The organism is Streptomyces sp. NPDC058632 (assembly GCF_042717095.1).
Lineage (GTDB): Bacteria > Actinomycetota > Actinomycetes > Streptomycetales > Streptomycetaceae > Streptomyces.
The window spans coordinates 21,870-43,719 of sequence record NZ_JBHXQZ010000032.1 but is presented as its reverse complement, the minus strand read 5'-3'; the positions used below and the strand labels follow the sequence as shown (position 1 = coordinate 43,719).

Annotated in this window: 18 protein-coding genes and 1 pseudogene; 6 read left to right on the top strand and 13 right to left on the bottom strand. The window is 70.2% G+C overall.

The window, feature by feature from the left end; translation table 11 throughout:
* The first annotated feature begins 85 nt into the window (after nt 1-85).
* On the top strand, nt 86-742 hold the full coding sequence (locus ACFWVE_RS14810) for a hypothetical protein (protein WP_384013129.1): 657 nt from the start codon (nt 86-88) through the stop codon (nt 740-742).
* A 31-nt stretch (nt 743-773) separates the two neighbouring features.
* Nucleotides 774-929, top strand: coding sequence for a hypothetical protein (locus ACFWVE_RS14805; RefSeq protein ID WP_384013126.1), 156 nt, complete (start codon nt 774-776; stop codon nt 927-929).
* 110 nt (nt 930-1,039) lie between these two features.
* On the opposite strand, the gene ACFWVE_RS14800 is transcribed toward ACFWVE_RS14805, so the two are convergent.
* Nucleotides 1,040-2,086 (bottom strand): sodium:calcium antiporter, encoded by a 1,047-nt coding sequence (locus ACFWVE_RS14800; protein ID WP_384013199.1) that lies wholly within the window; start codon nt 2,084-2,086, stop codon nt 1,040-1,042.
* 804 nt (nt 2,087-2,890) lie between these two features.
* Here ACFWVE_RS14800 and ACFWVE_RS14795 point away from each other — a divergent pair.
* Complete coding sequence (locus ACFWVE_RS14795; protein WP_384013196.1) at nt 2,891-3,229, top strand: helix-turn-helix domain-containing protein; 339 nt, start codon at nt 2,891-2,893, stop codon at nt 3,227-3,229.
* A 115-nt stretch (nt 3,230-3,344) separates the two neighbouring features.
* On the opposite strand, the gene ACFWVE_RS14790 is transcribed toward ACFWVE_RS14795, so the two are convergent.
* The 6 genes from ACFWVE_RS14790 to ACFWVE_RS14765 form a co-directional block, all read right to left on the bottom strand.
* On the bottom strand, nt 3,345-3,653 hold the full coding sequence (locus tag ACFWVE_RS14790; protein WP_384013123.1) for an SCO5918 family protein: 309 nt from the start codon (nt 3,651-3,653) through the stop codon (nt 3,345-3,347).
* A 198-nt stretch (nt 3,654-3,851) separates the two neighbouring features.
* Nucleotides 3,852-5,330, bottom strand: coding sequence for a DEAD/DEAH box helicase (locus ACFWVE_RS14785; RefSeq protein WP_384013120.1), 1,479 nt, complete (start codon nt 5,328-5,330; stop codon nt 3,852-3,854).
* A gap of 345 nt (nt 5,331-5,675) precedes the next feature.
* Nucleotides 5,676-5,879, bottom strand: coding sequence for a cold-shock protein (locus ACFWVE_RS14780; protein WP_004986771.1), 204 nt, complete (start codon nt 5,877-5,879; stop codon nt 5,676-5,678).
* A gap of 731 nt (nt 5,880-6,610) precedes the next feature.
* Nucleotides 6,611-8,248 (bottom strand): alpha/beta hydrolase, encoded by a 1,638-nt coding sequence (locus ACFWVE_RS14775; RefSeq protein WP_384013113.1) that lies wholly within the window; start codon nt 8,246-8,248, stop codon nt 6,611-6,613.
* Between the two features lie 783 nt (nt 8,249-9,031).
* The gene (locus ACFWVE_RS14770) at nt 9,032-9,457 is read right to left on the bottom strand and encodes an OsmC family protein (RefSeq protein WP_384013110.1); all 426 of its coding nucleotides are present in this window, start codon (nt 9,455-9,457) and stop codon (nt 9,032-9,034) included.
* A 235-nt stretch (nt 9,458-9,692) separates the two neighbouring features.
* The gene (locus ACFWVE_RS14765) at nt 9,693-10,067 is read right to left on the bottom strand and encodes a peptidase inhibitor family I36 protein (RefSeq protein WP_384013107.1); all 375 of its coding nucleotides are present in this window, start codon (nt 10,065-10,067) and stop codon (nt 9,693-9,695) included.
* A 520-nt stretch (nt 10,068-10,587) separates the two neighbouring features.
* On the opposite strand from ACFWVE_RS14765, the gene ACFWVE_RS14760 reads away from it, so the two are divergent.
* Nucleotides 10,588-11,145 (top strand): hypothetical protein, encoded by a 558-nt coding sequence (locus ACFWVE_RS14760; protein WP_384013104.1) that lies wholly within the window; start codon nt 10,588-10,590, stop codon nt 11,143-11,145.
* On the opposite strand, the gene ACFWVE_RS14755 is transcribed toward ACFWVE_RS14760, so the two are convergent.
* Both ACFWVE_RS14755 and ACFWVE_RS14750 read right to left on the bottom strand, forming a co-directional pair.
* Nucleotides 11,100-11,771, bottom strand: coding sequence for a response regulator (locus tag ACFWVE_RS14755; RefSeq protein WP_384013194.1), 672 nt, complete (start codon nt 11,769-11,771; stop codon nt 11,100-11,102). The two genes, ACFWVE_RS14760 and ACFWVE_RS14755, sit on opposite strands and share 46 nt — an antisense overlap.
* A gap of 118 nt (nt 11,772-11,889) precedes the next feature.
* Complete coding sequence (locus ACFWVE_RS14750; protein ID WP_384013101.1) at nt 11,890-13,983, bottom strand: sensor histidine kinase; 2,094 nt, start codon at nt 13,981-13,983, stop codon at nt 11,890-11,892.
* Between the two features lie 314 nt (nt 13,984-14,297).
* Between ACFWVE_RS14750 and ACFWVE_RS14745 the strand changes: the two genes are divergently transcribed.
* Nucleotides 14,298-14,612 carry a hypothetical protein gene (locus ACFWVE_RS14745; protein ID WP_384013098.1) on the top strand — a complete coding sequence of 105 codons (315 nt, stop codon included), beginning with the start codon at nt 14,298-14,300 and terminating at the stop codon, nt 14,610-14,612.
* Nucleotides 14,613-14,665: 53 nt separating this feature from the next.
* Here ACFWVE_RS14745 and ACFWVE_RS14740 read toward each other — a convergent pair.
* Nucleotides 14,666-14,743, bottom strand: a pseudogene (locus tag ACFWVE_RS14740) (hypothetical protein); the annotation flags it as partial.
* Between the two features lie 413 nt (nt 14,744-15,156).
* Here ACFWVE_RS14740 and ACFWVE_RS14735 point away from each other — a divergent pair.
* A complete protein-coding gene (locus ACFWVE_RS14735; protein WP_384013095.1) occupies nt 15,157-15,993 on the top strand; it encodes an alpha/beta fold hydrolase in 837 nt (278 codons plus the stop codon).
* A 1,254-nt stretch (nt 15,994-17,247) separates the two neighbouring features.
* Here ACFWVE_RS14735 and ACFWVE_RS14730 read toward each other — a convergent pair.
* The 3 genes from ACFWVE_RS14730 to ACFWVE_RS14720 form a co-directional block, all read right to left on the bottom strand.
* Complete coding sequence (locus ACFWVE_RS14730; protein ID WP_384013092.1) at nt 17,248-17,622, bottom strand: aldo/keto reductase; 375 nt, start codon at nt 17,620-17,622, stop codon at nt 17,248-17,250.
* Nucleotides 17,623-17,962: 340 nt separating this feature from the next.
* Entirely contained in the window at nt 17,963-19,387 is a 1,425-nt protein-coding gene (locus ACFWVE_RS14725) for a non-reducing end alpha-L-arabinofuranosidase family hydrolase (protein WP_384013089.1), read from the bottom strand.
* 359 nt (nt 19,388-19,746) lie between these two features.
* Nucleotides 19,747-21,393: a family 43 glycosylhydrolase gene (locus ACFWVE_RS14720; RefSeq protein WP_384013086.1), complete on the bottom strand. Its 1,647-nt coding sequence runs from the start codon at nt 21,391-21,393 to the stop codon at nt 19,747-19,749.
* Nucleotides 21,394-21,850: the final 457 nt, after the last annotated feature.

Here is a 21,850-nt window from a genome sequence, read left to right as displayed (position 1 = left end):
ACACACTATGACGCGATGCGACGGGCTCCCGTTCCGGGCGGAAGCGTCCTTCTCGGTCAACTCCCCTGCCCGGCATCATTGTTGTATGTCCATCCTCAAGAAGGCGGCGGAGCGGAACAGCGCGGCGGAGGGGCCGGTGGTGACGATGGGCACCGACGCGGTTCCGGCGCCGGACCGGTTCGGCCGGTGGAGCGACCTGGTCGGCCAGGAGGTCATGCGGGTGACGATGACCAGCCTGCACGCGACCCGTTTCGAGGGACGGGCGGAGGCCGTGCGACTGCCGCACAGCATGGTCGCCGACTTCACCTGCTCCCCGATGACGGCCCGCCGCTCCCCGGTCCGGATCCGCCGCCAGGACCCCGAGGACTACCTCCTGGTCCTGGTCGCGGACGGCAGCGCGATCCGGCTGGAGCAGGGGCGCGGCACGGCCTGCCTCGGCTCCGGCGACCTGGCCCTGATCTCCACGTCGCATCCGATGCTCTGCGAGTTCGTGGACCTGGGCGGGCCCGTCCGGTCCACGCACATGCGGCTGCCACGGAGCGTTCTGCCCCCGTCGGGCGGGCATGCCACACGGACACGGCCATCGGCCGCCCGTGGCACAGCACTTCCGAGAGGGCCGAAGCGCTGGGGTGTCGCCCTGCGGAACGGGGAGCGGGTGACGGGGACGAGCGGCGAGGCCGCGGATGAGCACGGGCAACGCAGGGCAGGACGGGCCCGGCTACGGTCCCGCCGGCCCCGGTGACGAAATGCCCCGGCCGGTCAGGAGCTCGCGCGTGCTGATGCCGGTCATCAGCGGCATGCAGGCGGTCCTGGGCCCTCTTCCGGGTGGCCCCCACCTCGGTGTGCTGTGGCTCGTGCCCGCCCTGCCGGCCGTCATCCGCCCCGACCGGCCTGAGAGCCGTCACCGGTCCAGCGCCCAGCACCGCTGACGACGAGTACCTGCCCTGATCCGCCTGGAGTCCCGGGTACGGGAGGAAGCGGTACGACGCGGCCACCCGGCGACAGGAGGGGTGGCCGCGTCCGCGGCGGCGTGCCGGCCCTAGAGGGCGAGGACGGTGACGATGCCGGCGTAGACAGCCAGGAGCAGGACACCGTCGTACCCCACGCGCAGCCAGTTGGCCCTCTGGCGGACGACCAGGCCGCTGAGGAGGACAGCCGTCATCACCAGGGAGCCGCTGGTGAGGAACAGTTCCTGCGGGTCGGCGGCGTGGAAGAGCGATCCTCCTCCGTAGACGATGTCACCCACGACCAGGTTGAGCGCGTCGAGGCAGTTGCCGCCGATGATGGCCGCGATGGCCAGCGTCACGGCCCCACGGCGTACGGCGGCGATGGACGTGACCGTCTCCGGCAGTGCGTTGACCACACCCATGAAGACCGCGCCGACGAGACCCGCACTCAGACCGGTGTGCTTCATGAGGCTCTCCGCGGCATGGGCCACGGCCCACCCACTGACCGCGACGAGCACCGCGGCGGCCGCGAACTCCGTCCACAACCGCCGGGTGCTGTGGGACGTCACGGCCTCGTCGGCGGCATCGCTGTCGGGGACGTCCGCCAGCGTGTCCGTGGTGCGCACGGCCCGCCACATGGGAGACCCCTGCCCGCGTATGAGCCGCAGGCCGCCCCAGTACAGAGCCACCATGGCGACAGACGCGGGGTGGACCCCCAGTACGGTCACGTCCGGACTGAAGGTGGCCATCAACGCGATGCCCAGCAGCACGATGAGCAGGCAGCCGAACATCATGTTCTGCAACGAAGCGGCAGCGTGCTCCAGGTTGGCGTCCCGGTGGAACGCGTCGGCCACCGCGATCGCCACGGTCTGCGCGGCGATGCCGCCGACAGCATTGCTGTACGCGAGCTGTGGTTGGTCCGAGGCCGCGCTGACCGCCGTCATCACGATCCCGGACATCGAGGTGACCAGCCCGAACAGTACGGCGCCGAAGAACGCCTCGCCCCATCCCGTCCGGTCGGCCAGTACGTCGCCCACACTCGCCAGCCGGACACTGCACACCACGGTGACGCTCGTGGCCAGGACGAAGACGGCGATGCTCCAGCCCAGCGGCCACAGCTCGTTCAGGAATGCGGGCACGGTCACCTTCACACGGTCAGGGAGAAGCGGAGTCGACCAGTTACCCCCGCCTTCTTCTCTTCATGTCGTGTGCGCGCCGCAGGATTCGGATCCGCGCCTCCCGCTTCGGAAGAGCTTCGGAGAAAGGAGCGCCGCGCGGGACAGCCAGGCACCGTCCGTCGGAGAGCCGATCCCGGCAGGCGTCCGCCCGAGCCGGCGGCTCGACGTTGACGGGCAGGGGGAACACCGGCCCGGTCGAAGCCGGGCGGCTGCGGCTGATGGGCGCCGGCGGAGAACCTTTCACTCGCATGGACTGAAATCTGTTGTGGCTGATGTAGACATGCGCCCGCGGAGGGGTTAATGTCTTTGGTGTAGCCAAGAAGTCGGTGAGGCGTGGCAGACACGGACTGCCCGCATGAAGAACAGAGGTAATGGCACGGCGGTGGAGTGGCGGGGCCGAAGCGGGTTTTGGGGCCCCCTCGCTGACCGCCGGGCTCGGTGGCCGTACGAGGGCCATCAGCAGTACCGGTAGTACGCAGGATCCGCAGTACCAAGAGGCCCGTCGGAAAGAGCAGAGAAGGAGGGCGACGCCATCAGGATCGCCCGGGTGAGAACGGTTCGCCCGGGTACCGCAGGCCCCGGAACGGAAGGTGGTCCCACGGTCACGCATCCGCGATCCCCGCACTCTCCGCCCCCCGTGGGGGGCCGGTGCGGAAACAGAAGGCCGGTATCGCAGTAAGCCGGCGATGGTGTTACAAATCCCTCGGGGCCTTGGTGCCGTACGGCACCAAGGCCCCTCGACGCATGACCCAAGCAGAGGTGCAGATGACCGCAGACACACCGCTCGACCGAATCGACGACGACGACTACCCCGCTTACACCATGGGACGAGCAGCGGAGCTGCTCGGTACCACGCCCGCCTTCCTGCGGTCCCTCGGTGAAGCCAGGCTGATCGCGCCCCTGCGCTCCGAGGGCGGCCACCGGCGCTACTCCCGCTACCAGCTGCGTGTCGCCGCCCGAGCCCGCGAGATGGTCGACCAGGGCACTTCCATCGAGGCTGCTTGCCGCATCATCATCCTGGAAGACCAACTCGAAGAAGCCCTGCGTATCAACAACGAACTGCGACGCGGTGGCGTGGGGGCCGACCGCGGGGCGGGCGCCTGACCCCCACCTTCCCGGCGGACGGTAGCCCGAGGGGACGAGGGGCCGTGGCTGCCGTGCCGACCTCCGGCTGTCCTGACGGCTGTCCTGGTGTCGGCTTGTGTTCGTTCCCCGTCGGTCAGAGGGGCTGGGGGGTGCCGAGCATCGCGGAGGCCCGCTGGAGCGGGTCGGTGGTTTTCGCGGGTGCGGCCGGGGCGGCGGTGCGGCAGGTGAAGCCCAGCTGGGTCATGGCCCGGAGGACCTCGCCGGTGCTGAAATCGCGGCGGTCCTGGCGGGTGAGGACCTGGCCGACCTGCTTGGCGGGGTAGTGGCGGCGCCCGATGATCACGGACTCGGCGGCGACCGGCTCGGGCTTGACGCCCTTCATCGATTCCAGCACGCCGTACTTGGTGAGCTCGAAGGGGAAGCGGGCGATGACGCAGCGCATGATGCCTCACAGGGAGAAGGGGGGGACGGGCCGGCCAGGGGGCGGGGCGGCGGGGGCGGGGGTGGATGCCCGGGGTGCTGCCGTGTCCGCGGCGTGGGCCGGTGTCCGGTGCGCGGGGCCGGTGCCCGCCGGCCGTGTCCGGCCGGCGGCGGGGGCGTCCTTGGTGTGGACGGGCGGGTCTTTGGGGGCGCGGGGGTTTTAGGCGGCCGCGCCGGAGACGGGCGCGCGCCGGGTGGCCGGGGCGGGGCGGCGCCGGCCGCGGGTGGGGCGGCGGTGCGGGCGTTCGGCCACCGGTGCGGTGATCACGACCGGGATGCCGGAGGGGGTCTGGGCGCCGGTGATCCGGTGCAGGGCCTCGTCGCCCGAGCGGACCTGGGTGGTCTGCGGGACGATTCCGGCGTCCGACATGAGGCGGGTCATGGCGCGGCGCTGGTTCGGGATGACCAGGGTGACCACGCTGCCGGACTCGCCGGCGCGGGCGGTGCGGCCGCCGCGGTGGAGGTAGTCCTTGTGGTCGGTGGGCGGGTCGACGTTGACGACCAGGTCGAGGTGGTCGACGTGGATGCCGCGCGCCGCGACGTTGGTGGCCACCAGCACGGTGACGTGGCCGGTCTTGAACTGTGCCAGGGTGCGGGTGCGCTGCGGCTGTGACTTGCCGCCGTGCAGCGCGGCGGCCCGCACGCCGCTGTTGAGCAGGTCCTGGGTGAGCCGGTCGACGGCGTGCTTGGTGTCCAGGAACATGATCACGCGGCCGTCGCGGGCGGCGATCTCGGTGGTGGCGGCGTGCTTGTCGGCGCCGTGGACGTGCAGGACGTGGTGTTCCATCGTGGTGACCGCGCCGGCCGAGGGGTCGACCGAGTGCACGACCGGGTCGCTCAGGTAGCGGCGCACCAGCAGGTCGACGTTGCGGTCCAGGGTGGCGGAGAACAGCATCCGCTGTCCCTGCGGGCGCACCTGGTCGAGCAGCGCGGTGACCTGCGGCATGAATCCCATGTCGGCCATCTGGTCGGCCTCGTCCAGCACCGTGATGCCGACCTGGTCCAGCCGGCAGTCGCCGCGGTCGATGAGGTCCTTGAGCCGGCCCGGGGTCGCGACGACGATCTCGGCCCCGGCGCGCAGCGCGCCGGCCTGCCGGCCGATCGACATCCCGCCCACCACCGTGGCCAGTCGCAGCCGGACGGAACGGGCGTAGGGGGTGAGCGCGTCGGTCACCTGCTGCGCCAGCTCACGGGTGGGCACGAGGATCAGCCCCAGCGGCGAGCGCGGCTCGGCCCGCTGTCCGGCGGTGCGGGCCAGCAGGGCCAGGCCGAAGGCGAGGGTCTTGCCGGAACCGGTGCGCCCGCGGCCCAGGACGTCCCGGCCCGCCAGTGAGTTCGGCAGTGTCGCGCCCTGGATCGGGAAGGGCACGCTGACCCCCTCCGCGGCGAGCGCGGCCAGCAGCTGCGCGGGCATGTCGAGGTCGGCGAAGCCGGCCACGGCGGGCAGCGCCGGGGTGAGGGTCTTGGGGAGGGCGAACTCTCCCTGCGGCGCGGCGGTCCGGCGGCCGTGACCGCCCGAACGGGCCGCTCCGGCGGAGCGGCGCGCCGCCGGCGAGCCGAAGCGGCCGCCGCCCCGCGGGGCGTCGCCGCCGCCGTTACCGGTGCGGGCGAAGCGGTCGTTGGTACGGGTGCGGTTCATGGGGGACCCTTCCTCGATACGGCACATATCAAGGAATTCCCGCAGCGGCGAACGGCATGGAGAATTGCAAGAACGGGCCGAATGGCAAAAGAAAGCACGGCCGGCCGGCGGGAATTACCGCGGGCGCAGGTGCTGAGATGAGTGACGCGGCCGGGACGCCCCATCGGGGTGTCGACCGCGGTGCGGCTCTTCAGGGACGCGTCTGCGTCCGCTGAAGGGGGAGCCGCGGGGGTGCGGCGGATTTCTCGGCGTCGTCCCGCGGGCGAAAGCAGGTGCGGGACGTGCGGACAGCTGGGGCCCGCACCCCGAAGGATGCGGGCCCCAGCTGTACGGTGTGCGCAGGCGTCAGGCGGGAACGATGTTCTCGGCCGTCGGGCCCTTCTGGCCCTGCGCGATGTCGAAGCTCACCTTCTGGCCTTCGAGCAGCTCACGGAAGCCCTGAGCGGCGATGTTCGAGTAGTGGGCGAACACGTCGGCGCCGCCGCCGTCCTGCTCGATGAAGCCGAAGCCCTTTTCCGCGTTGAACCACTTCACGGTGCCAGTAGCCATGTCATATCTCCTTCGGGGGCAGTGAATCGGTGCCCGCACTGCGCGGACACCGTGTCGCCGCGATGATCACCCCACCGGAAAAAGACCGGAAATACAAAAGCGCTCCCACCGGCAGGAGCCGACTGGGGGCACTTGAAGTTTTGGGAACCACAACTGCAACTGAGATAGACAGTAGCATGCCGCAACGGCCTGCGCACGTTACATAATTCCACTTTGCCTCTCACCGCAAAAACTCTTACCGCACGGTCCGGCAAACCCTTACCTCACGGGTGCAGATATTGATTCACTCGGAGTGCAACGTTCGGGAAGAGTGGTGCCGCCGACTGCGACCAGGGCTGCCAGGGCGCGACGACGTACGCGGCCATCCGCAAGACGCCTTCCGGAAGGCGTCCAGCGGCTCGTAACGGTGTCCTGGGGAAGGAACACGCGGTACGACCACTCCCCCGCCGGCCGACACCGGACTCGACCGTGCGCTCCCGCGTCCGCGCCGACTTCCTCGCACCGGAAGGTCCGCGCCCGCGTCGAGCACGCCATGCTCGGCACCGCTCGCCCGTACAACCTCAGCCTCGCCGGATGACGAAGAAATGAGCAGGTCGGCGAACACGTCGTAGATCATTTACGGGACAGTGCTCAGGCAAGGTCCCGGGCCTGACACGAGGGGGCGGAACCCCGCCGGGAGGTCCCGCCCCCCTCTTCAGTGGGTCATGCGGCAATGAGCCGTGCGACCGGCCTCAGAAACGGTCCGGGGCACGCTCCGGGAGCGGGGACCCGGGGAGCGCGTCCCGCTTCCGGTTCTTCCGCGCCTCAGCGTTCGACTCGGCCGTCGCCTCGCAGGTCACGTCCTTCGCCGGGAGCTTGCCGGTGAGCAGATAGCCGGTGACCGTGCCGTCCGTGCACGCGTTGCCGTTCGGGTAGACGCCATGGCCCTCGCCGCCGAGGACGGTGACCATTTTCGAGCCCTTCAGGGCTGCGTGCAGGGCCTGGCCGCTGGGCAGCGGGGTCTGCGAGTCCCACTCGTTCTGGACGACCAGGGAGCCGGCCTCGTTGTTCACCTCGGTTGCCGGTTCCACGGACCTGTCCCAGAACGCACAGGGCTTGATGCTGGACGTGAAGTCACCGTAGAGCGGGTAACGGCCCTTGTCCTCGATGGCGTCCTGCCGGTAGCTCTCAGGATCGCGGGACCAGGCGGCCGAGTTGTCACCGCACACGACGGCCCAGAAGCTCGCCGTCATGTTGTCGGACGGCACCTCGGTGGCGGCGCCTGCCGTTCCGGTCCCCTCGGATCCGGCGAACGCCGCGAGCTTCTCCTCGGAGGCGGGCTCGCCGGCTGCCGCCTTCTTCAGCTCCACCATCCCCTCGGTGGCGTACTCCGGGCTGAAGACCGCCTCGCGCATACCGCTGCGGATGTCGTCACCGGTGGTCGGCTGCCCCTCTACCTCGATGGGCTTCCCGTCGGCCTGCGCGACCAGGTTCCAGAAGGTCCGGTCGACCTCCTTCGGGGTGGCACCCAGGCCGTACTTCTCCGAACGCGCGGCGGCCCACTCGGTCCACCGGTCGAACGCGGGCTCGGCGCCCTCCGCCCACCACTGGATCATCCCCCGCCAGGCGCGCGCCGGATCGACCGCGCTGTCCAGCACGAACCGGTCGGCCCGCCCCGGGAAGAGCTGGGTGTAGACGGCGCCCAGGTAGGTGCCGTACGAGTAGCCCACGTACGAGATCTTCTTCTCACCGAGGATCGCCCGGAGCAGATCCATGTCGCGCGCGGTGTTGCGCGTGGTGATGTGCGGGAGCGTGTCGCCTGCTTTCTCCTCGCACTTGTCCGCGACGTCGCGTGCCCGGGCGACGTCCTTCCCGAACGTCTCCTCCTTGTAGGGCCGCAGCCAGTTCTCCTCCTCCGGTTTCAGGTCGCAGGAGACCGGGCTGCTCCGCCCCACACCGCGCGGGTCGAAGCCGATGAGGTCGTACTTCTGCTGTGCGGACTCGGGGAGCCTCTCCTGCATCCCCAGCGGCATGTAGAGCCCCCGCCCGCCCGGGCCGCCGGGGTTGGAGAACAGGACACCGTGCCGTTTGTCGGGCGCGATGCTCTTGATCCGGGATATGGCCAAGTCGATCCGCCTGCCCGCGGGAACCCGGTAGTCCAGCGGGACCTTGATCGTGGCGCACTGGAACTCCGCCGGAGAGTCGGCCTCGCATCGCTTCCACTGCGGCTTCTGCTTCACATACCGGTCCAGTGCCCCGTTGGCGGTGGACGAGGAGGCGGTCGACGGGGTGACGGTCGGAGCGGCGGTGGCTGTCGAGGTGGCGAGCGCGGGAGCCAGCGTTGCCGTGACGCTTACGGCCAACAGGGGCGCGAGACGTCGTCTGCGCACGATATCGATCCTTCCGGTCGGACGTTCGGACGGGAAAGATCTTTCAGGAACCGGCCACGCATGCGGATCCCTCGCCGGGATGCGCTTCCCCTCAGCCTTGGGAATGACACAACAGCGTTGCGTGATACCCGAGTTGTAGGGAAAGACGACCGCCCTCGGAGGCAGGCCGTACCCGCCTCGGCGACGGGGCGTACAGGAGACGCTCACCCTCGGTCGGCGCCGCACCGGTCGACGAGGACGCGAGACCGGGAAGTTCCGCCGGGGCAGCCGCCTCCCGGCAGATGCGGCCGACCGGGACGCGGCACGTGTCCGATCGGCACAACCGACCGACCGGAGGCTGTACGTGAACCGGCGTCACATGCGGGCGCCCTCACTCGTAGCACTGCTCACCCCGCCCGCCTTGTCCGCTCGCTCCGCCGAGGTGAAGGCCGGGGAGGGGGAGGAGGCCCTGCTCGCCGAGGCCGTCAAGCCGCCGACGAGGAGCGACGGCGGAAGCTCGCTCTGCGAGAAGGGGCCGCACCTCGTTGAGGGCCCGGGTGATGGTGGAACGGTCCACTTCGGACCAGCAGGCCGGCACGTCGTGGGTGGCCCCGTGACGAAGACGGCGCGGGCGGCTCCACCGGTCCCAGAGCGCCTCACCTACTTGTGCGGCGCCGAGCCCGTCCTGTTCAACGGTTCGTGCGACCGCTCCGTGCACGGCTGTTCCTGGTCCTGGCGGTGTTCATGGCAAGGGATGCCGCGCGCTCCCGCGGCGCGCGGCATCCCGAGAGCGTCCGGTCCGGTTCAGGCGAGTTTGGCCGAGAGCGTGATCGTCGTGCCCGACAGGGCCTTGCTGAGCGGGCAGTTGGCCTTGGCGTCCTGCGCCGCGGTGACGAACGCGTCGTTGCCGATGCCGGAAACGGTGCCCTCGACGGTGAGGTGGATGCCGGTGACGCCCTCGCCGGGCTGAAACGTTACGTCGGCGGAGGTGACGAGCTTGGTGGGCGGGGTGCCCGCTTCTTCGAGGCCGTGCGACAGCGCCATGGAGAAGCAGCTGGAGTGGGCCGCGGCGATCAGCTCCTCCGGGCTGGTCTTTCCGTTCGCCTGCTCGGCGCGCGACGGCCACGACACCGGCTGGTCACCGATACCGGAGGAGTCGAAGGTGACGACGCCGTTGCCGTTGAGCAGGTCGCCTTCCCAGACGGTGTGTGCTGAGCGCTTGGTTGCCACGATGGGTCCTTCTCTTTCGCAGTGTGTATTTCGACGATGCGTCTGATGCGGTGGGCGAGTGACACGGCGCTCGGCACGATGTCGGGTGTCCTGAACGTCCATCGGAGGCGACGGCGCCAGGCCACGGCCACCACCAGTCAGGCAACCGAGCGCTGAGTCGCTCACGTGCTGTGAGACGGCCCGACCCGCCTGTCCGAAGTGGCCGGGTCGTGCTGACAGCGGACGAGGCGAATCCTCAGTAGGTGATGTACGAAGAGATGCGGTTGTTCCACTCCGCAGGAGCCACCCACTTCCGATGGGGCTCGATCTCCAGCCAGTCACCGCGGTAGTTGATGTCCGCCCAGACCCGGATGCGGTAGTCGGAGTCGTTGGTGATCGAGGAAATCCTGTCGTTCTTGTCGCCGAGGTTCGGCACCCAGGCCGGATTGTTGTCGAGCAGCCCCGTGAAGTCCGCACCGTCGTAGACGCACACCGGCGCCACACTGGCGTGCGGCCAGGGGCAGGTCTCGGCGGCCGTGGCCGCCGACGCGGCGGGAGCTCCCAGAACGAGCAGGCCACCCAGGGATACGAGGGTGCCGAACGCCACTCCGAGACGACGATTTCGTGACATGGGTTTTCTCCTGTGTTGCAGTGCGGCATGAAGAGATGCTTGACGCTTCGGCAGGGAAGCGATGAGGAATTCGATGTTCCGGCTGCGGCCCGTGCGACCGGTCGTTCCACCCGGACCGCGCGCAGCCCGGCGGTCGGGCTCGTGCTCCGCCTCCGCAGATTCTGCTTGAGAACCGACCGGCGGACATCGGCTGATCGACCTATGTCGCTGGTCTACCCGCCTCGTTGGGAAACGTGGTGAACAGCAGGTGCGCGCCGGGTCGGAGGAGGTGGAAGACCGTGCGCCCCACGTGTTCGCGGTCAGGACGTCGCCGCCCGGACTCGGGCAGACCGCTGTCGGATCGCCCCACCCGCTCGCGCCGGCTCCGCGGGTCGTCGCCCCGTTTCGAGGTCGTCATGTCGGTCGGGCCAGGCTCCACAACGGCTGGGGGCCTGGTCCCGGTGCGCCCTGGACGGACGCGGTCTCCTCCCGTACCCCACCCCGTCGAGGGGAAGGCGTCGAAGTCGCTCCGGTCGGCGACATGTTCGCGCAGCTGCGGACCCCGCACCCCGTCCAGTGGATGCGCGCGGTCGACGCCGTTCACGGCACCGACCGGCAGCCGGACCGGATCACCACCCACGACGCCCCGGACTTCGCCACCCTCCCGGGCGCCCGTACCAACAGCCTGGGCGACGTCACCGGCTCGCTCACGCCGGGCGTGAAAGCGGACCAGCTGGTCGTCGGGGCCGAAGACCTCACCAACATGCCGCTCAACGACCCGATCGGCACCGTCGTTCCGGGTTCGCAGTTCCACCCACGACTGAACAGGTACCGACGTGAACACCACTCCCCGGGTGGCCCCCACCGTTCCGACGGCCGCGCTGCCGGCCTCGCCCGGCACCGGTTCCTCGTGGTGGCGCGACTCCGGTCCTCTCCCGCCGTCGCGCTTCGGTCCCTCTGTGCTTCCGGAACAGCTCTGCCGGCACCGTCGTGCACCGGGCGGGACGGACGGCGATCCGGCCCCGACGGCGCCCGGACGCAGCGCGGGGCCGCTCAGGCGGTCGGCATCCCCGACGGGCGGATCAGTCCGCTCTCGTAGGCGAAGATGGTCGCCTGCACGCGGTCCCGCAGACCCAGTTTGCCGAGCACCGCGCTCACATGCACTTTCACCGTGCCCACGGCCAGCCCCAGACGCGCTCCGATCTCCGCGTTGCTCAAGCCCGTGGCCACCAGGATCAGGATCTCGCGTTCGCGATGGGTGAGGCGGCCCAGGACTCCGGCGGCCTCCGCAGCGACCGGGGCCCCGTGGGCGAAGGCCGCTATCAGACGTCCCGTGACCGCGGGCGCGAGGGCGCCGTCGCCGGAGGCGACGACCCGTATCGCGGACAGCAGATCGTCCGGCTCGGAATCCTTGAGCAGGAAGCCGGAGGCTCCGGCACGCAGAGCTTCGTAGACGTAGGCGTCGAGGTCGAACGTGGTGAGCACCAGGACCCTGGTACGGCTGCTGTGACGCATGATCAGCCGGGTGGCCGTCAGCCCGTCCATACCGGGCATCCGGATGTCCATCAGCACCAGATCGGGCGCGAGTTCGGCCGCCATCGACACTGCCGCGTCCCCGTCCCCGGCCTCGCCGACCACGGTCATGTCGGCCTCGGCACCCAGGATCGCCACGAAGCCCGCGCGAACGATCGCCTGATCGTCCACGACCAGCACACGGATGCTGATGGCGCCTCTCCTTGCCTCGCCCCCGCAGGGCCCATCGCCTGCGCCACATCCTCCCACGGGGGCCGCGGGCAGGCCATGCCAGGTCGGCGTGCCCTGCCCACGGGCAGCCGGAACGCGATCACCCCGGCGCAGTCCGGTCTCGCGTCGGTCCCTCCCACGTGCCAGGGGCGCCCTGTACGGCGGTCTCCCGGGGCGTCGCCGGCGCCTTACCGGCGTCGAGGCTCCCGAGCAGTCGACGCATGGCGGCCAGCGTCGCCCTCGATGCGGCGGCGACGTCGTCCAGGCTGCCCGCCTCCGCCGAGGAGATCACCCGGGTGGTCTGCTGGAGCACCGTCTGCTGCAGACCGCCGGCGACTCGCTGCCGCTCACTGCGGGCCAGGTCCCTCGCGCCCGACAGCAGGGCCGTGAGCGCCGCGTCCTCGCGGCTCAGCTCCCGCCTGCGGCGCCCGTGCATCAGCCACCCCGCCCCCCACGCGACCGTGAACCCCAGGCCGAGGAGGACCAGCATCTGGCCGGAGAGGAACAGCACGAGAAAAGGACCGGCCGGCTCTCCGAGCAGCGTTCCGTCGGCGGCGAAGGCGGCCGTCATCGGGATCCCGAACGAGAGGACCGTGGCGGGAACCGACAGGTACGACAGCCGGAAACCGGGCGGATACGTCATCGGTGGCGTCGAGGACGGGGCATACCGGGCGGCGGGCGCGGTCGCGGGTCTCAGGGCGCGGCCGTAGGCCGCGACGGCGTAGACGGCGGCCAGCTCGACGACTCCGCCGCCCAGGAGGCAGACCGCGGTGGACGGCGGCAGCACACCGCTGCGGAGCAGCACCGGCCACACGAGGGCGGTGGCCCCGATCGCCGCGAGGACCAGCCACGGGGCACGCCGGCGCCACAGCAGCGGCAGCGCGTGAACGGTCAGGACCAGCGCGAGCAGCAGGCACACCTGGAATCCGTGACCGGCATTTCGCGCGTTCGTCAGGGCGAAGCTCCACGACGCCACGGCGGCCGAGCCGAAGACCGCCCCGTCCGCGATCCGCTGCTCGCGGGTGAAGTCGCGCCGCCGCCCCGTGACCGGCCGCCGTGCGGACGGAGCATCGGGGAGTACGGCGCGTACGCGCCAGCCCCCGCCGGGGCGGGGCCCTGCGGACAGCTGCCCGCCGACGGCGGCGGCGCGCCGGTGCATCCCCGCCACTCCGCGGCCGGAGCCGATGCCCGGCCTGTCGCCGCCGGTGCCGCCGGGCGGCTTGCCGTTGTCGACGGTCAGGCGCAGGGCGTCCCCGGCTCGCTCCGCCCGCACGCCGACCGAGGCACCCGGTGCGTAGCGCAGGGCGTTGGTCAGCGCCTCCCGGATGATGCCGTGTGCCGCCTCCGCCGCGGGGCCGGTGAGGTCGGCGGGCAGACAGACGGAGATGGGGCGGCCCAGTCTGCCGAAGCCGGCGATCAGGGCCTCGATCGGAGCGGTCATCGACGGGGGAGCCGGTGCGTCGCCCACCCGCGTGACGGCCACGAGACGCCGCAGCGCGGACTGGGTCTCCCGCGCGGTGCGGCTCGCGAACGTGAGGGCTTCCGCGGCCAGTTCGGGCCTGCTGCCACCGAGCCTGCGGGCGGCCTCGACGGACACCACGACCGAGGTGAGGTGATGCGCGCTGATGTCGTGCAACTCGTTTGCCAGCCGCTCCCGTTCGGTGACGGCGGCCTGCTCCCGCTCCCGCTCGGCACGGGCCAGCTGCTCTTTCGCCGTCTGCCGTTCCCGCAGCCGGTGCCGGCGGCCTGCGCCGAGGGCGGAGGCCACCAGGTAGAGGCCGACGGTGATGAGCCAGTCGGAGACCGGAGCACCGCCGAATCCGTGCCGTACGGCCGTCGGCAGGGGCTGGACGACGGCGGCAGCGGCGGTCGCGCCCAGGGCGACGGTCCAGTCGCTCCGAGCGGTGACGGAGAAGATCGCCGTCAGGACCGCCAGCCCCGGCACCAGGCCCAGCATGTCGGGCGGTGCCAGAACCTGTCCCAGTACGGACGCCGCGAGAATCACGCCGAGGGCGGCGAGCGGTGTCCGGTTGCGTCGTTCGAGTGCCACCACGGTGAACGCCGTGGCGGAGAGCGCGACGACCCACGCCGTGGTGCTCGGCGGCTCCTCCAGCGTCGGGACGGTGGTGAACCACAGCACCGACTGCGCCACCGCGAACAGGGCCGGCAGAAGCCGGCCTCGAGCAATCCCCATCGACGCGAGTGTAGAGCCGGTCGCGGGGCCGTGTACCGACGGGAGCTCGTTCGCCACGGGGCCCGGCCTTCGGGCCCTTGGTGGGCGTGCGGGCGGCCACCTGAGCGAATCCCCTTGCAGGGCAAGGCCGGTACGGGCCGACAGCACGGCGAGGACCACCCCGCGCTCCTGGCTCCCCCGCGCGCAGGCCTCGGCGAGGGGTTCGTCCCGGGCCTGTTCCGGGCGTCGTGCCGACGCTCTATGTCCTGCGGCCTAGGCGGCGTTCCTCCTGGTGGCCGACGCCGCGGCGGCCCCCGGGGCGAAAGGATCGTCACATGGATCGAATCGATGTCCTCATCGTCCTGGTCGCAGCTGTGGCCCTTGCCGTCATTGCGTGGTCCAAGCCGCTGGAGAAACTGCCGTTCTGGCTCTTCCTCGTCCTGTGCGTCGCCTTCCACCCCGTGGGCGAGGAACTCTTCTCGGCGATGGAATCGGCCCTGGGCGCCGGCAGCACATGGGCCGAGTGGACCTTCATGATCAGCGTGAACGTCCTGTTCGCCGCGCTCGTCGCCTCGGCCTTCCAAGGAGTCAAGTCCTTCAGGGCCACACGCGCCGATCGGCACTCCCACCACCAGGACATCGACGCATGAGTGTCCGCCTTGCCCCGTGCGTCTCGCCTCTGCCGGAGGTCGGCAAACTCGCGGCTGTCCTCCGAGGCCGTCTGCGGTACCTCGTGGATCCGCGGGTCGTTCGGCCGGGCGCCCTCCAGGAAGCGGAATCCCTCGACCGCGTTGGCCGCGGCCTTCTCCCAGTCCGCGTGGAACGAGCGGACCGACGGTCCCCGGGACCACCCTGTCCGGCGACGCCCGGGACGCTCGGCTGAAGTGGCTGCGCCGGACGCCGCCGGCCCGGTCCTGAGACAGGCTCCCGCGACACCCTTCCCTCAGCTTGAGTTCCAAGCTCGTGCGTCGTCATCGTGTCGGCTTGTCCAGGTCAGTACTTTTCCGGGCTGACAAATACCGAACGCCCACTGTGTTTTGGCGGCACCGCCCTTCACAGGGTCCGTCCGCAGGTGTCTTCCGTTACTGCGCGTCCGGCCCCTGGGGCCCCGATGAGTTTTCTGCCCCACGGGGGTCTCAACGGCAGCAGCTCACGCCACAGCAGTACGTCCCTGTGCGAACCGGAGAGAAGGACATGTCAGCAGCCCGAGAACAGGCAGCCACGGCCGACGCACGCGTCGTCTCCGCCGACGGCACCGAGATAGCATTCGAGCAGTCGGGCAGCGGGCCGGCCGTCGTCCTGGTGGCCTCGGCCCTGGCCGACCGCTCCGACACCACCAGGCTTGCCGCCCTCCTCGCCGAGCACTTCACGGTGATCAACTACGACCGGCGCGGGCGGGGCGCCAGCGATGACTCCGACGCCTACGCCGTCGAGCGCGAGATCGAGGACATCGCCGCCCTGATCGAACACGTCGGCGGCTCGGCGTCGCTGTTCGGCTCGTCCTCCGGAGCGGTCCTCGCCCTGCGCGCGGCCGCTGCCGGAGTGAACGTCGAACGCCTGGCCCTGTACGAGCCGCCGTTCGTGGTCGCCGACGGCGACCACGGACCACCCAAGGACCTCACCCAGCAGGTCACCGCGCTGCTTGCGGAGGGCCGCCACAGCGACGCGGTCAAGTACTTCATGACCAGGGTGCAGGGCATGCCCGGCATCGTCGTGTTCTTCATGAAGCTCATGCCGAAGACGTGGGCGAACCTCACCAGGCTGGCCCGCACCCTGCCCTACGACATCGCGGTCATGGGCGACACCCAGCAGGGCAAGCCGCTCAACGCCGAGGAGTGGAAGGGCGCGAGCGTGCCCACCCGGGTGCTGACCGGAGGCAAGAGCCCGGCCGCCCTCCAGCGCGCCGCCCGCGCCGTCACCGAAATCCTGCCGCGGGCCGACCACCGCACCCTGTCCGGACTCAACCACGGCGCCGTCGTCATGGCACCGAAGAGGATCGCCCCGCGGATCACCGAATTCCTGAAGGGATGAGTTTGCCGTTCATGCGGTTCGGCGGAGCGTGGTGCCCCTCTTATGGCGCGTGGTCCGGATGCAGGCCTCGCCGGTGGTGAGGACCTGACCCACCTCGTGGCCGGATGGCCGGCCGGTGATTTTTCGAGCCGGGCGGCCGTCCGGGACCGGGACGCGTCGGTTCCGGTGCGCCGGCCGGGGAGCCAGTCTTCGTGCGGAGGTTTCCGAACCCGCGCCGGACGCGCGCGGGGTGAACTCGTTCGGCAGGGCCGGCTCCTCCCACGGCCGCATCCGGCCTGCGCAGCCGGGGCCTGGCCCACTCGAGCGTCTGCGTGAACAGCCGAAACGTGTGCTCCAGGTGGAAACGGCGTCAGTGTCATCGCCCAGGACGGCAGAACGTACATGGAATCCGGGAAGGCCCAGTTCCTCGCCACCGGCACGTCCCGGCCGGTCGCTGGGCAGATCATCGTGCCGGGCGGACCCGCTCACCTGCCCGAGGAATACCCCTCGACGGTCTCAGGGCCACGCGCCTTCCCGGCAGCTCAGCTTGAAGTCCCCTCGAAAGTCATCCGATCTGCTGAGACCCACCGCATCCGAGAGCGCGTGACGCGGCCGTGCTCCACGCTTCGAGATGCCGGGCAACGAAGAGTGACGGAAAGGCCGCTGAGGCTGGGTTTCCCCCGATGTTCTCCGTCGAGCCCTGGTGCGCCCACCGTCTGCCGGGGCGGTCCTCCCGGTAGCCGTCGTCGCTCTCCCGGCAACCGCACCTGCCAACAGAATCGTGCCTCTGCGTCGGACTCCCCATCCGAGCGTCACCCGAGCGTCAGGAAGTACGAACAGTCTCCGGCACCGGCGCCCGGGTGACAGCCACCGCACTCTGAAACCGCAGGTCAGCGACTTGGAGTGGTGAAGCTGTTCGCTCGACCCGCTTCGCGGAGGAAAACAGGTCGAGCGAACCACCCGGGGCACAAAACCGCAGCCCAGGCACTCTTTGCAGAAGGCTCCAAGATCGTCACGCACTCCATGTGCGAGGTCGTCGGACGCATCGGGCGTCGAATGAGCGTCATGACGGAGGGATGATGACGCCGCACGCGCGAGTGCTGCGAGGTGTGACACCTGGCTGCGGCGAGCACAGGGCGGGACGCCCTGGGCACTCGTACCGGATCCGACGCGCGGGCATCGCACCTCCGTCTGTGCCGGCCCCGTCGGCGTACCGCCGCCGTGAACCCGGGATGCGAATCGACCGGCCGTGACCCGCCGATCCGACTCGTGTCATCACCGCCGCTGGTGGGCCCGCAGCCTCCAGTTGCTCCATGTGCGCGGTCCGATGATCGCCGAGGTGACGCCGGGGTGGTTGATGACGAAGGCGACGGCCGGCTCGATCAGGGTGAGGCCGGCTTTCTCCGCCAGGACGGCGAGTTGTTCGACAGCGTCGAGCTTGCGCTGGTCGGCGGGGCTGCTCATGTCGAAGCGGCCTGGGGGCGCCGCGGAGGCGGGGCCCCCGGTGGCGTTCTTGCGGTGACGACCGGAGAGCCGGCCGCCGGAGAGCGGGCTGTAGGTGAGGGTGCCCATGCCGTGGCGGCGCACGGTGGGCAGCACGTCCCCTTCGATGCCGCGGACCAGGATCGAGTACGGCGGCTGCTCGGTCACGAACCCGCTTCAGGTGGTGCTCCCGTAAGGCCCAGTGGGTCTCGACGCCCGCGTCGAGGAGGCGGTGGATGATCCGGAGCGCCACGGTGTGGGCGGGACGGGCCGGCTTGGCGCGTCCGGTGGCGGACATGCCGTAGTGGGGTCCGGGTGCCTCGGCCTCCTCGAAGACGGGCCGGGCCGCGGCAACGGCAACGGAGACGAGAGGAACCCCGGCCGCCGCACGGCTGGGGTTCCTCGAGGCGGTGGGTGTCGGTCAGCAGGCGGAATCGCCCACGCCGTAAACGGCTCGCCCACACGCCTGCGGACCGCACCACATCACGGTCACCGTGAATCGGGAAGGTCAGCGCTGCAGGGTGAGGACACCCGGCCGCCACGGCAGTCGGTTGTAGTCGCCGCCCGCGGTGGGGGACTTGCCCTGGTAGAGGAACTGCAGGTTGCAGGGGTCGATGGTCATGGTCTGGTCGGGATTGTTGCGGACCAGGTCACCGTGGCTGATGTCGTTGGTCCAGGTGGCGCCGCTGTTGGCCTTGCCCGCGAAGGGGTTGCTCTCGCCGGCGGCCTGCGGGGTCCACGAGCCGCTCAGGCTGGAGGCCGTGAAGGAACGGAAGTAGCGCCCGTTCGCGCCCATCGCCTCGACGATCATGAGGTACTGGTTCTGGCCCTGAACCTTGTAGACCTGTACGCCCTCGAACAGGTTGGCCTTCGTGTCGCTCATGATCGTCGTGTACGACGAGCCGAAGTTGCCCGGGAAGTTCCCGATCGGCATGCTCGCCCGGTAGATCTTGCCGTTGTCACCGGCGAAGAACAGGTACATGTTCTGGCCGTCGGCGATCAGGGTCTGGTCGATCGGGCCGGTGTCGGAGCCGGAGATGCTCCCGGTGAACAGCGACTGCGGAGAGGACCAGCCGTTGGGGTTGGTGGGGTCGCTCGACGTGCGGTAGATGAAGGGCCACGCACCCCACTGGTACGCCAGCACCCAGATGTTCTTGGGCGCGAAGTAGAACAGCGTGGGCGCCACCGCGGCCTGGCTCATCCCGGTCTGGCCCGCCGACGCCATGTCCGACCAGTTCGTGAAGGGACTGAACATCATCGAGCCGTACGACGATCCCGACACGTTCGACGCGTAGACCAGGTGCTTGCCGTTGTGCGTCACGGTGGTGAAGTCCTTCACCGCGGCCCACCCGTTCGCCGGCTGCGCCAGCACACCCGTCGACGTCCACCGGTACGTCGACGGAAGAGAACACGTGCCGTCCGTCGGCGGCGTCCCGGGCAGGCCGGTCCACTTCTGGTTGCTGCCGCCGTTACACGTCCAGATCTGCACCGCCGTGCCGTTGGCCGTACCGGCGCCCGTGGCCTCCAGGCACAGCCCGGACTCCACGCCGACGACCGTGCCGTCGGAGTTCACCCGCCACTGCTGGTTCGCACCGCCGGAACAGGTCCAGATCTGCACCCGGGTACCGGCCGCGGTGGCGTGGCCCGGAACATCCAGGCACTTGTTGCCGTACACGGTCAGCTGGTTGCCGTCCGTCAACGTCCACTGCTGGTTGGCCCCGTCCCAGCAGTCGTGGATCTGCAGGTACGTGCCGTTGGTCTGGCCGGCGCCCGGCACATCGAGACACCGGCCCGAACCGACACCGCGCAAGGCGCCACTGGCAGCCGCCTGAGCCGGGGTGGCGACGAGCATCGCCGCCAACGCGGCCAGGACCGCAACAGCGGCGGCGAGCACCGCAGACGGATGCCTGCGGCTGAAACTTCCTCTGTGCATGGGAACTTCCCCAACCTTGAGTAGGCGGTTCCGGTTGGCCTCGTCAGAGGTCGTCCGGACTGTCGGTGCAGTGCGGTGTGCAGCGGTCTGTGAGCACCACGGCAGACCGCTTGTGACTTCCCGGTCCTTCGCGACCTTCTGAAAGACCGGTGGCGCCCGGCGCCTTCGGGCCACATGGGCGCCCGGGGTGGAGGACCGGACGGCGCCGGGTGAGCCCGTCGCGGTCCCGGGCGTCATCAGGACTGTCGCGGCCGGCAGGCCCGAGACCGAGGCTCGGCGACGTCCGAAGCGTTGGAGCGGGTTCATGCCTCTCCCCCTACGGCCGGGTGCGGTGGGCGCTTGGCCGATATCGGCTCGGTTCAGGGCGTGGACAGCTCGAACCGCGTGACGCGGACCGAACCGCCGAGCGCCCGGGTGGCATGGTTGAAGAGGGCGAACCGGTGTCCCATGAAGAACCGCCAGTCGTTGCCCATCGAGAAGTCGGGGCCGAGTCGGGTGAACGTGATGCCGTCGGTGCTGTAGGAGAAAGTTCCCGGACGTGCCGCGCCGGGGCGGATGTCCGCGCTCGCGCGCAGCCAGATGCGGCTGCCCGAGGCCGCCGCGCTCGCGAGCTCGTAGCCGGTGCCGGTGGTGTTCCAACTGCTGTCCATGGTCAGCCCGCCGACCATCACCACCCGTGTGGCGCCGCCCTCGCGCTTGACACCGATCCACGCGGAGGAGTCGCGCAGCAGCGCGAGTCCGGCCCGGTCGCCGTCCCGCATCGCAAGGTGGTCGAGCTGGACCGTGGCGGTGGAGGTGGGGCCCTGGATGCGGTGCGTGAGGGTGTTGCGGGCCCAGTACAGGTCGTCGGTGACCGTCGCGGTGCGCAGGGTCAGACCGTTGCCGACCGACCACTTGGTGTTGTCCGGGTTGTGGTTCCACTCCCATCCCGGTTCGAGGGTCGTGCGGTCGAAGGTGTCGACGCCGGTCATGGGGGTGACCTGGCGGGGCGGCGGCGGCACGGCCGGGCCGGGATAGGAGGTGCCCCATGCGCCGTTCACCAGTTGGACGACGGGCCACCCGTCCCAGGTCCATGTGACCGGTGCCAGCGCGGGCACCCGGCCGCCGGGGTAGGCGTCGACGAATGCCAGGTAGTACCAGGCGCCGTTCTGCGTCTGGACCAGGCCGCCCTGGTGCGGGACGCCTCCGCCGGGGATCGGCCCGCGCAGGTCGAGCAGCACCTGCCGCATCGTGTACGGACCGAAGGGGCCGCCCGACGATTTCAGGATGTACTGCCCGTTCGCGGGGCGGGTCAGGAAGATGTAGTACTGCCCGTTGATCTTGTAGAAGCGGGAGCCCTCGAGGGTGCCGACGCTCGACGGGGTCGTGAACACCTGCTGCGTGCGGACCTGGGTGCGACCGTCGGGGGAGAGCTGGGCCACGCTGATCGTGGTGTTGCCGTACGCCACGTACAGGGTGTCGTCGCTGTCGACCAGCAGCCCCGCGTCGTAGTAGGGCGTGCCGATCGTCGTCAGCCGGTTCCACGGCCCCTCAACGGCCGTCGCGGTGTAGATGTACGTCCGGGTGAAGTCGATCTGGCCCAGCCAGTAGAACGTCCTGTCGCTCGGACGGTAGGCCAGCGACGACGCCCAGATCCCTCTGACATAGCCGCGGGCCCCGTTCAGGTCGTACTTGGCGCCGAAGTCCAGGACCGGCACCGAGTGGCCGGCGATCTCCCAGTGCACCAGGTCGTACGAGCGCAGGACGGGCGCGCCCGGCGAGTAGTGCATGGTCGAGGCCGAGGCGTAGTAGGTGTTTCCGACGCGGATGACGTCGATGTCCGCGAAGTCCTGCCAGATCACCGGGTTCGCGTACTCCCCGGCGGTGACGCGGGCCGGCCCCTGGGCGGGAACGGCTGCGGCGCGGGACGCTCCCGTCAGCGGGACGACCGCGCCGGCGGCGAGGCCGGTGGCGGTCGCCAGCGCGCGACGACGGGAGAAAGAGTGACGAGGCCATGACATATGCATGCGGCAGGCTCCTTGCGGCTCGGCGTTCGGGGCGTGACCCGGAGATGCCCTGCTGTGCGATGGAGCGACCCCGACTCGTTCGTGATACCGAACAAAGGTCGAAGTGTCGAGCAACCTGAATGATAGGGAACCGGTGAACGACGTCAATACCTCTCGCATGAGTCGCGAGCAATGTCGAAACATTCGCAGAGCTTTCCGGACGAAACAGCGCAGGTCAAGCATCGAATAACTGAGATGGGCCATCACGCGGCGCCGGAGCGGGGCGATTTCGCCGACGGCGTCGACACAGCCGACCGCGTCTCCAGCGTCCGCGACACCCCGATTTTCCGAACGAGGTCCGAAATTTCGGACTCTCTCCCTGATCCCGGGTAAAGGATCCCCGGGTGCCCGGACGAACAGGCGGACGACTGCTCCACCTCCTCGCGACCGCCGTGCTGCGGTCACCGCGTCCGCGACT

Coding starts and splice junctions, on each gene's coding strand:
- ACFWVE_RS14810 (WP_384013129.1), top strand. CDS start 86: ATGTCCATCCTCAAGAAGGCGGCGGAGCGGAACAGCGCGGCGGAGGGG.
- ACFWVE_RS14795 (WP_384013196.1), top strand. CDS start 2,891: ATGACCGCAGACACACCGCTCGACCGAATCGACGACGACGACTACCCC.
- ACFWVE_RS14790 (WP_384013123.1), bottom strand. CDS start 3,653: ATGCGCTGCGTCATCGCCCGCTTCCCCTTCGAGCTCACCAAGTACGGC.
- ACFWVE_RS14785 (WP_384013120.1), bottom strand. CDS start 5,330: ATGAACCGCACCCGTACCAACGACCGCTTCGCCCGCACCGGTAACGGC.
- ACFWVE_RS14780 (WP_004986771.1), bottom strand. CDS start 5,879: ATGGCTACTGGCACCGTGAAGTGGTTCAACGCGGAAAAGGGCTTCGGC.
- ACFWVE_RS14765 (WP_384013107.1), bottom strand. CDS start 10,067: ATGTCACGAAATCGTCGTCTCGGAGTGGCGTTCGGCACCCTCGTATCC.
- ACFWVE_RS14760 (WP_384013104.1), top strand. CDS start 10,588: ATGTTCGCGCAGCTGCGGACCCCGCACCCCGTCCAGTGGATGCGCGCG.
- ACFWVE_RS14750 (WP_384013101.1), bottom strand. CDS start 13,983: ATGGGGATTGCTCGAGGCCGGCTTCTGCCGGCCCTGTTCGCGGTGGCG.
- ACFWVE_RS14745 (WP_384013098.1), top strand. CDS start 14,298: ATGGATCGAATCGATGTCCTCATCGTCCTGGTCGCAGCTGTGGCCCTT.
- ACFWVE_RS14735 (WP_384013095.1), top strand. CDS start 15,157: ATGTCAGCAGCCCGAGAACAGGCAGCCACGGCCGACGCACGCGTCGTC.
- ACFWVE_RS14725 (WP_384013089.1), bottom strand. CDS start 19,387: ATGCACAGAGGAAGTTTCAGCCGCAGGCATCCGTCTGCGGTGCTCGCC.
- ACFWVE_RS14720 (WP_384013086.1), bottom strand. CDS start 21,393: ATGCATATGTCATGGCCTCGTCACTCTTTCTCCCGTCGTCGCGCGCTG.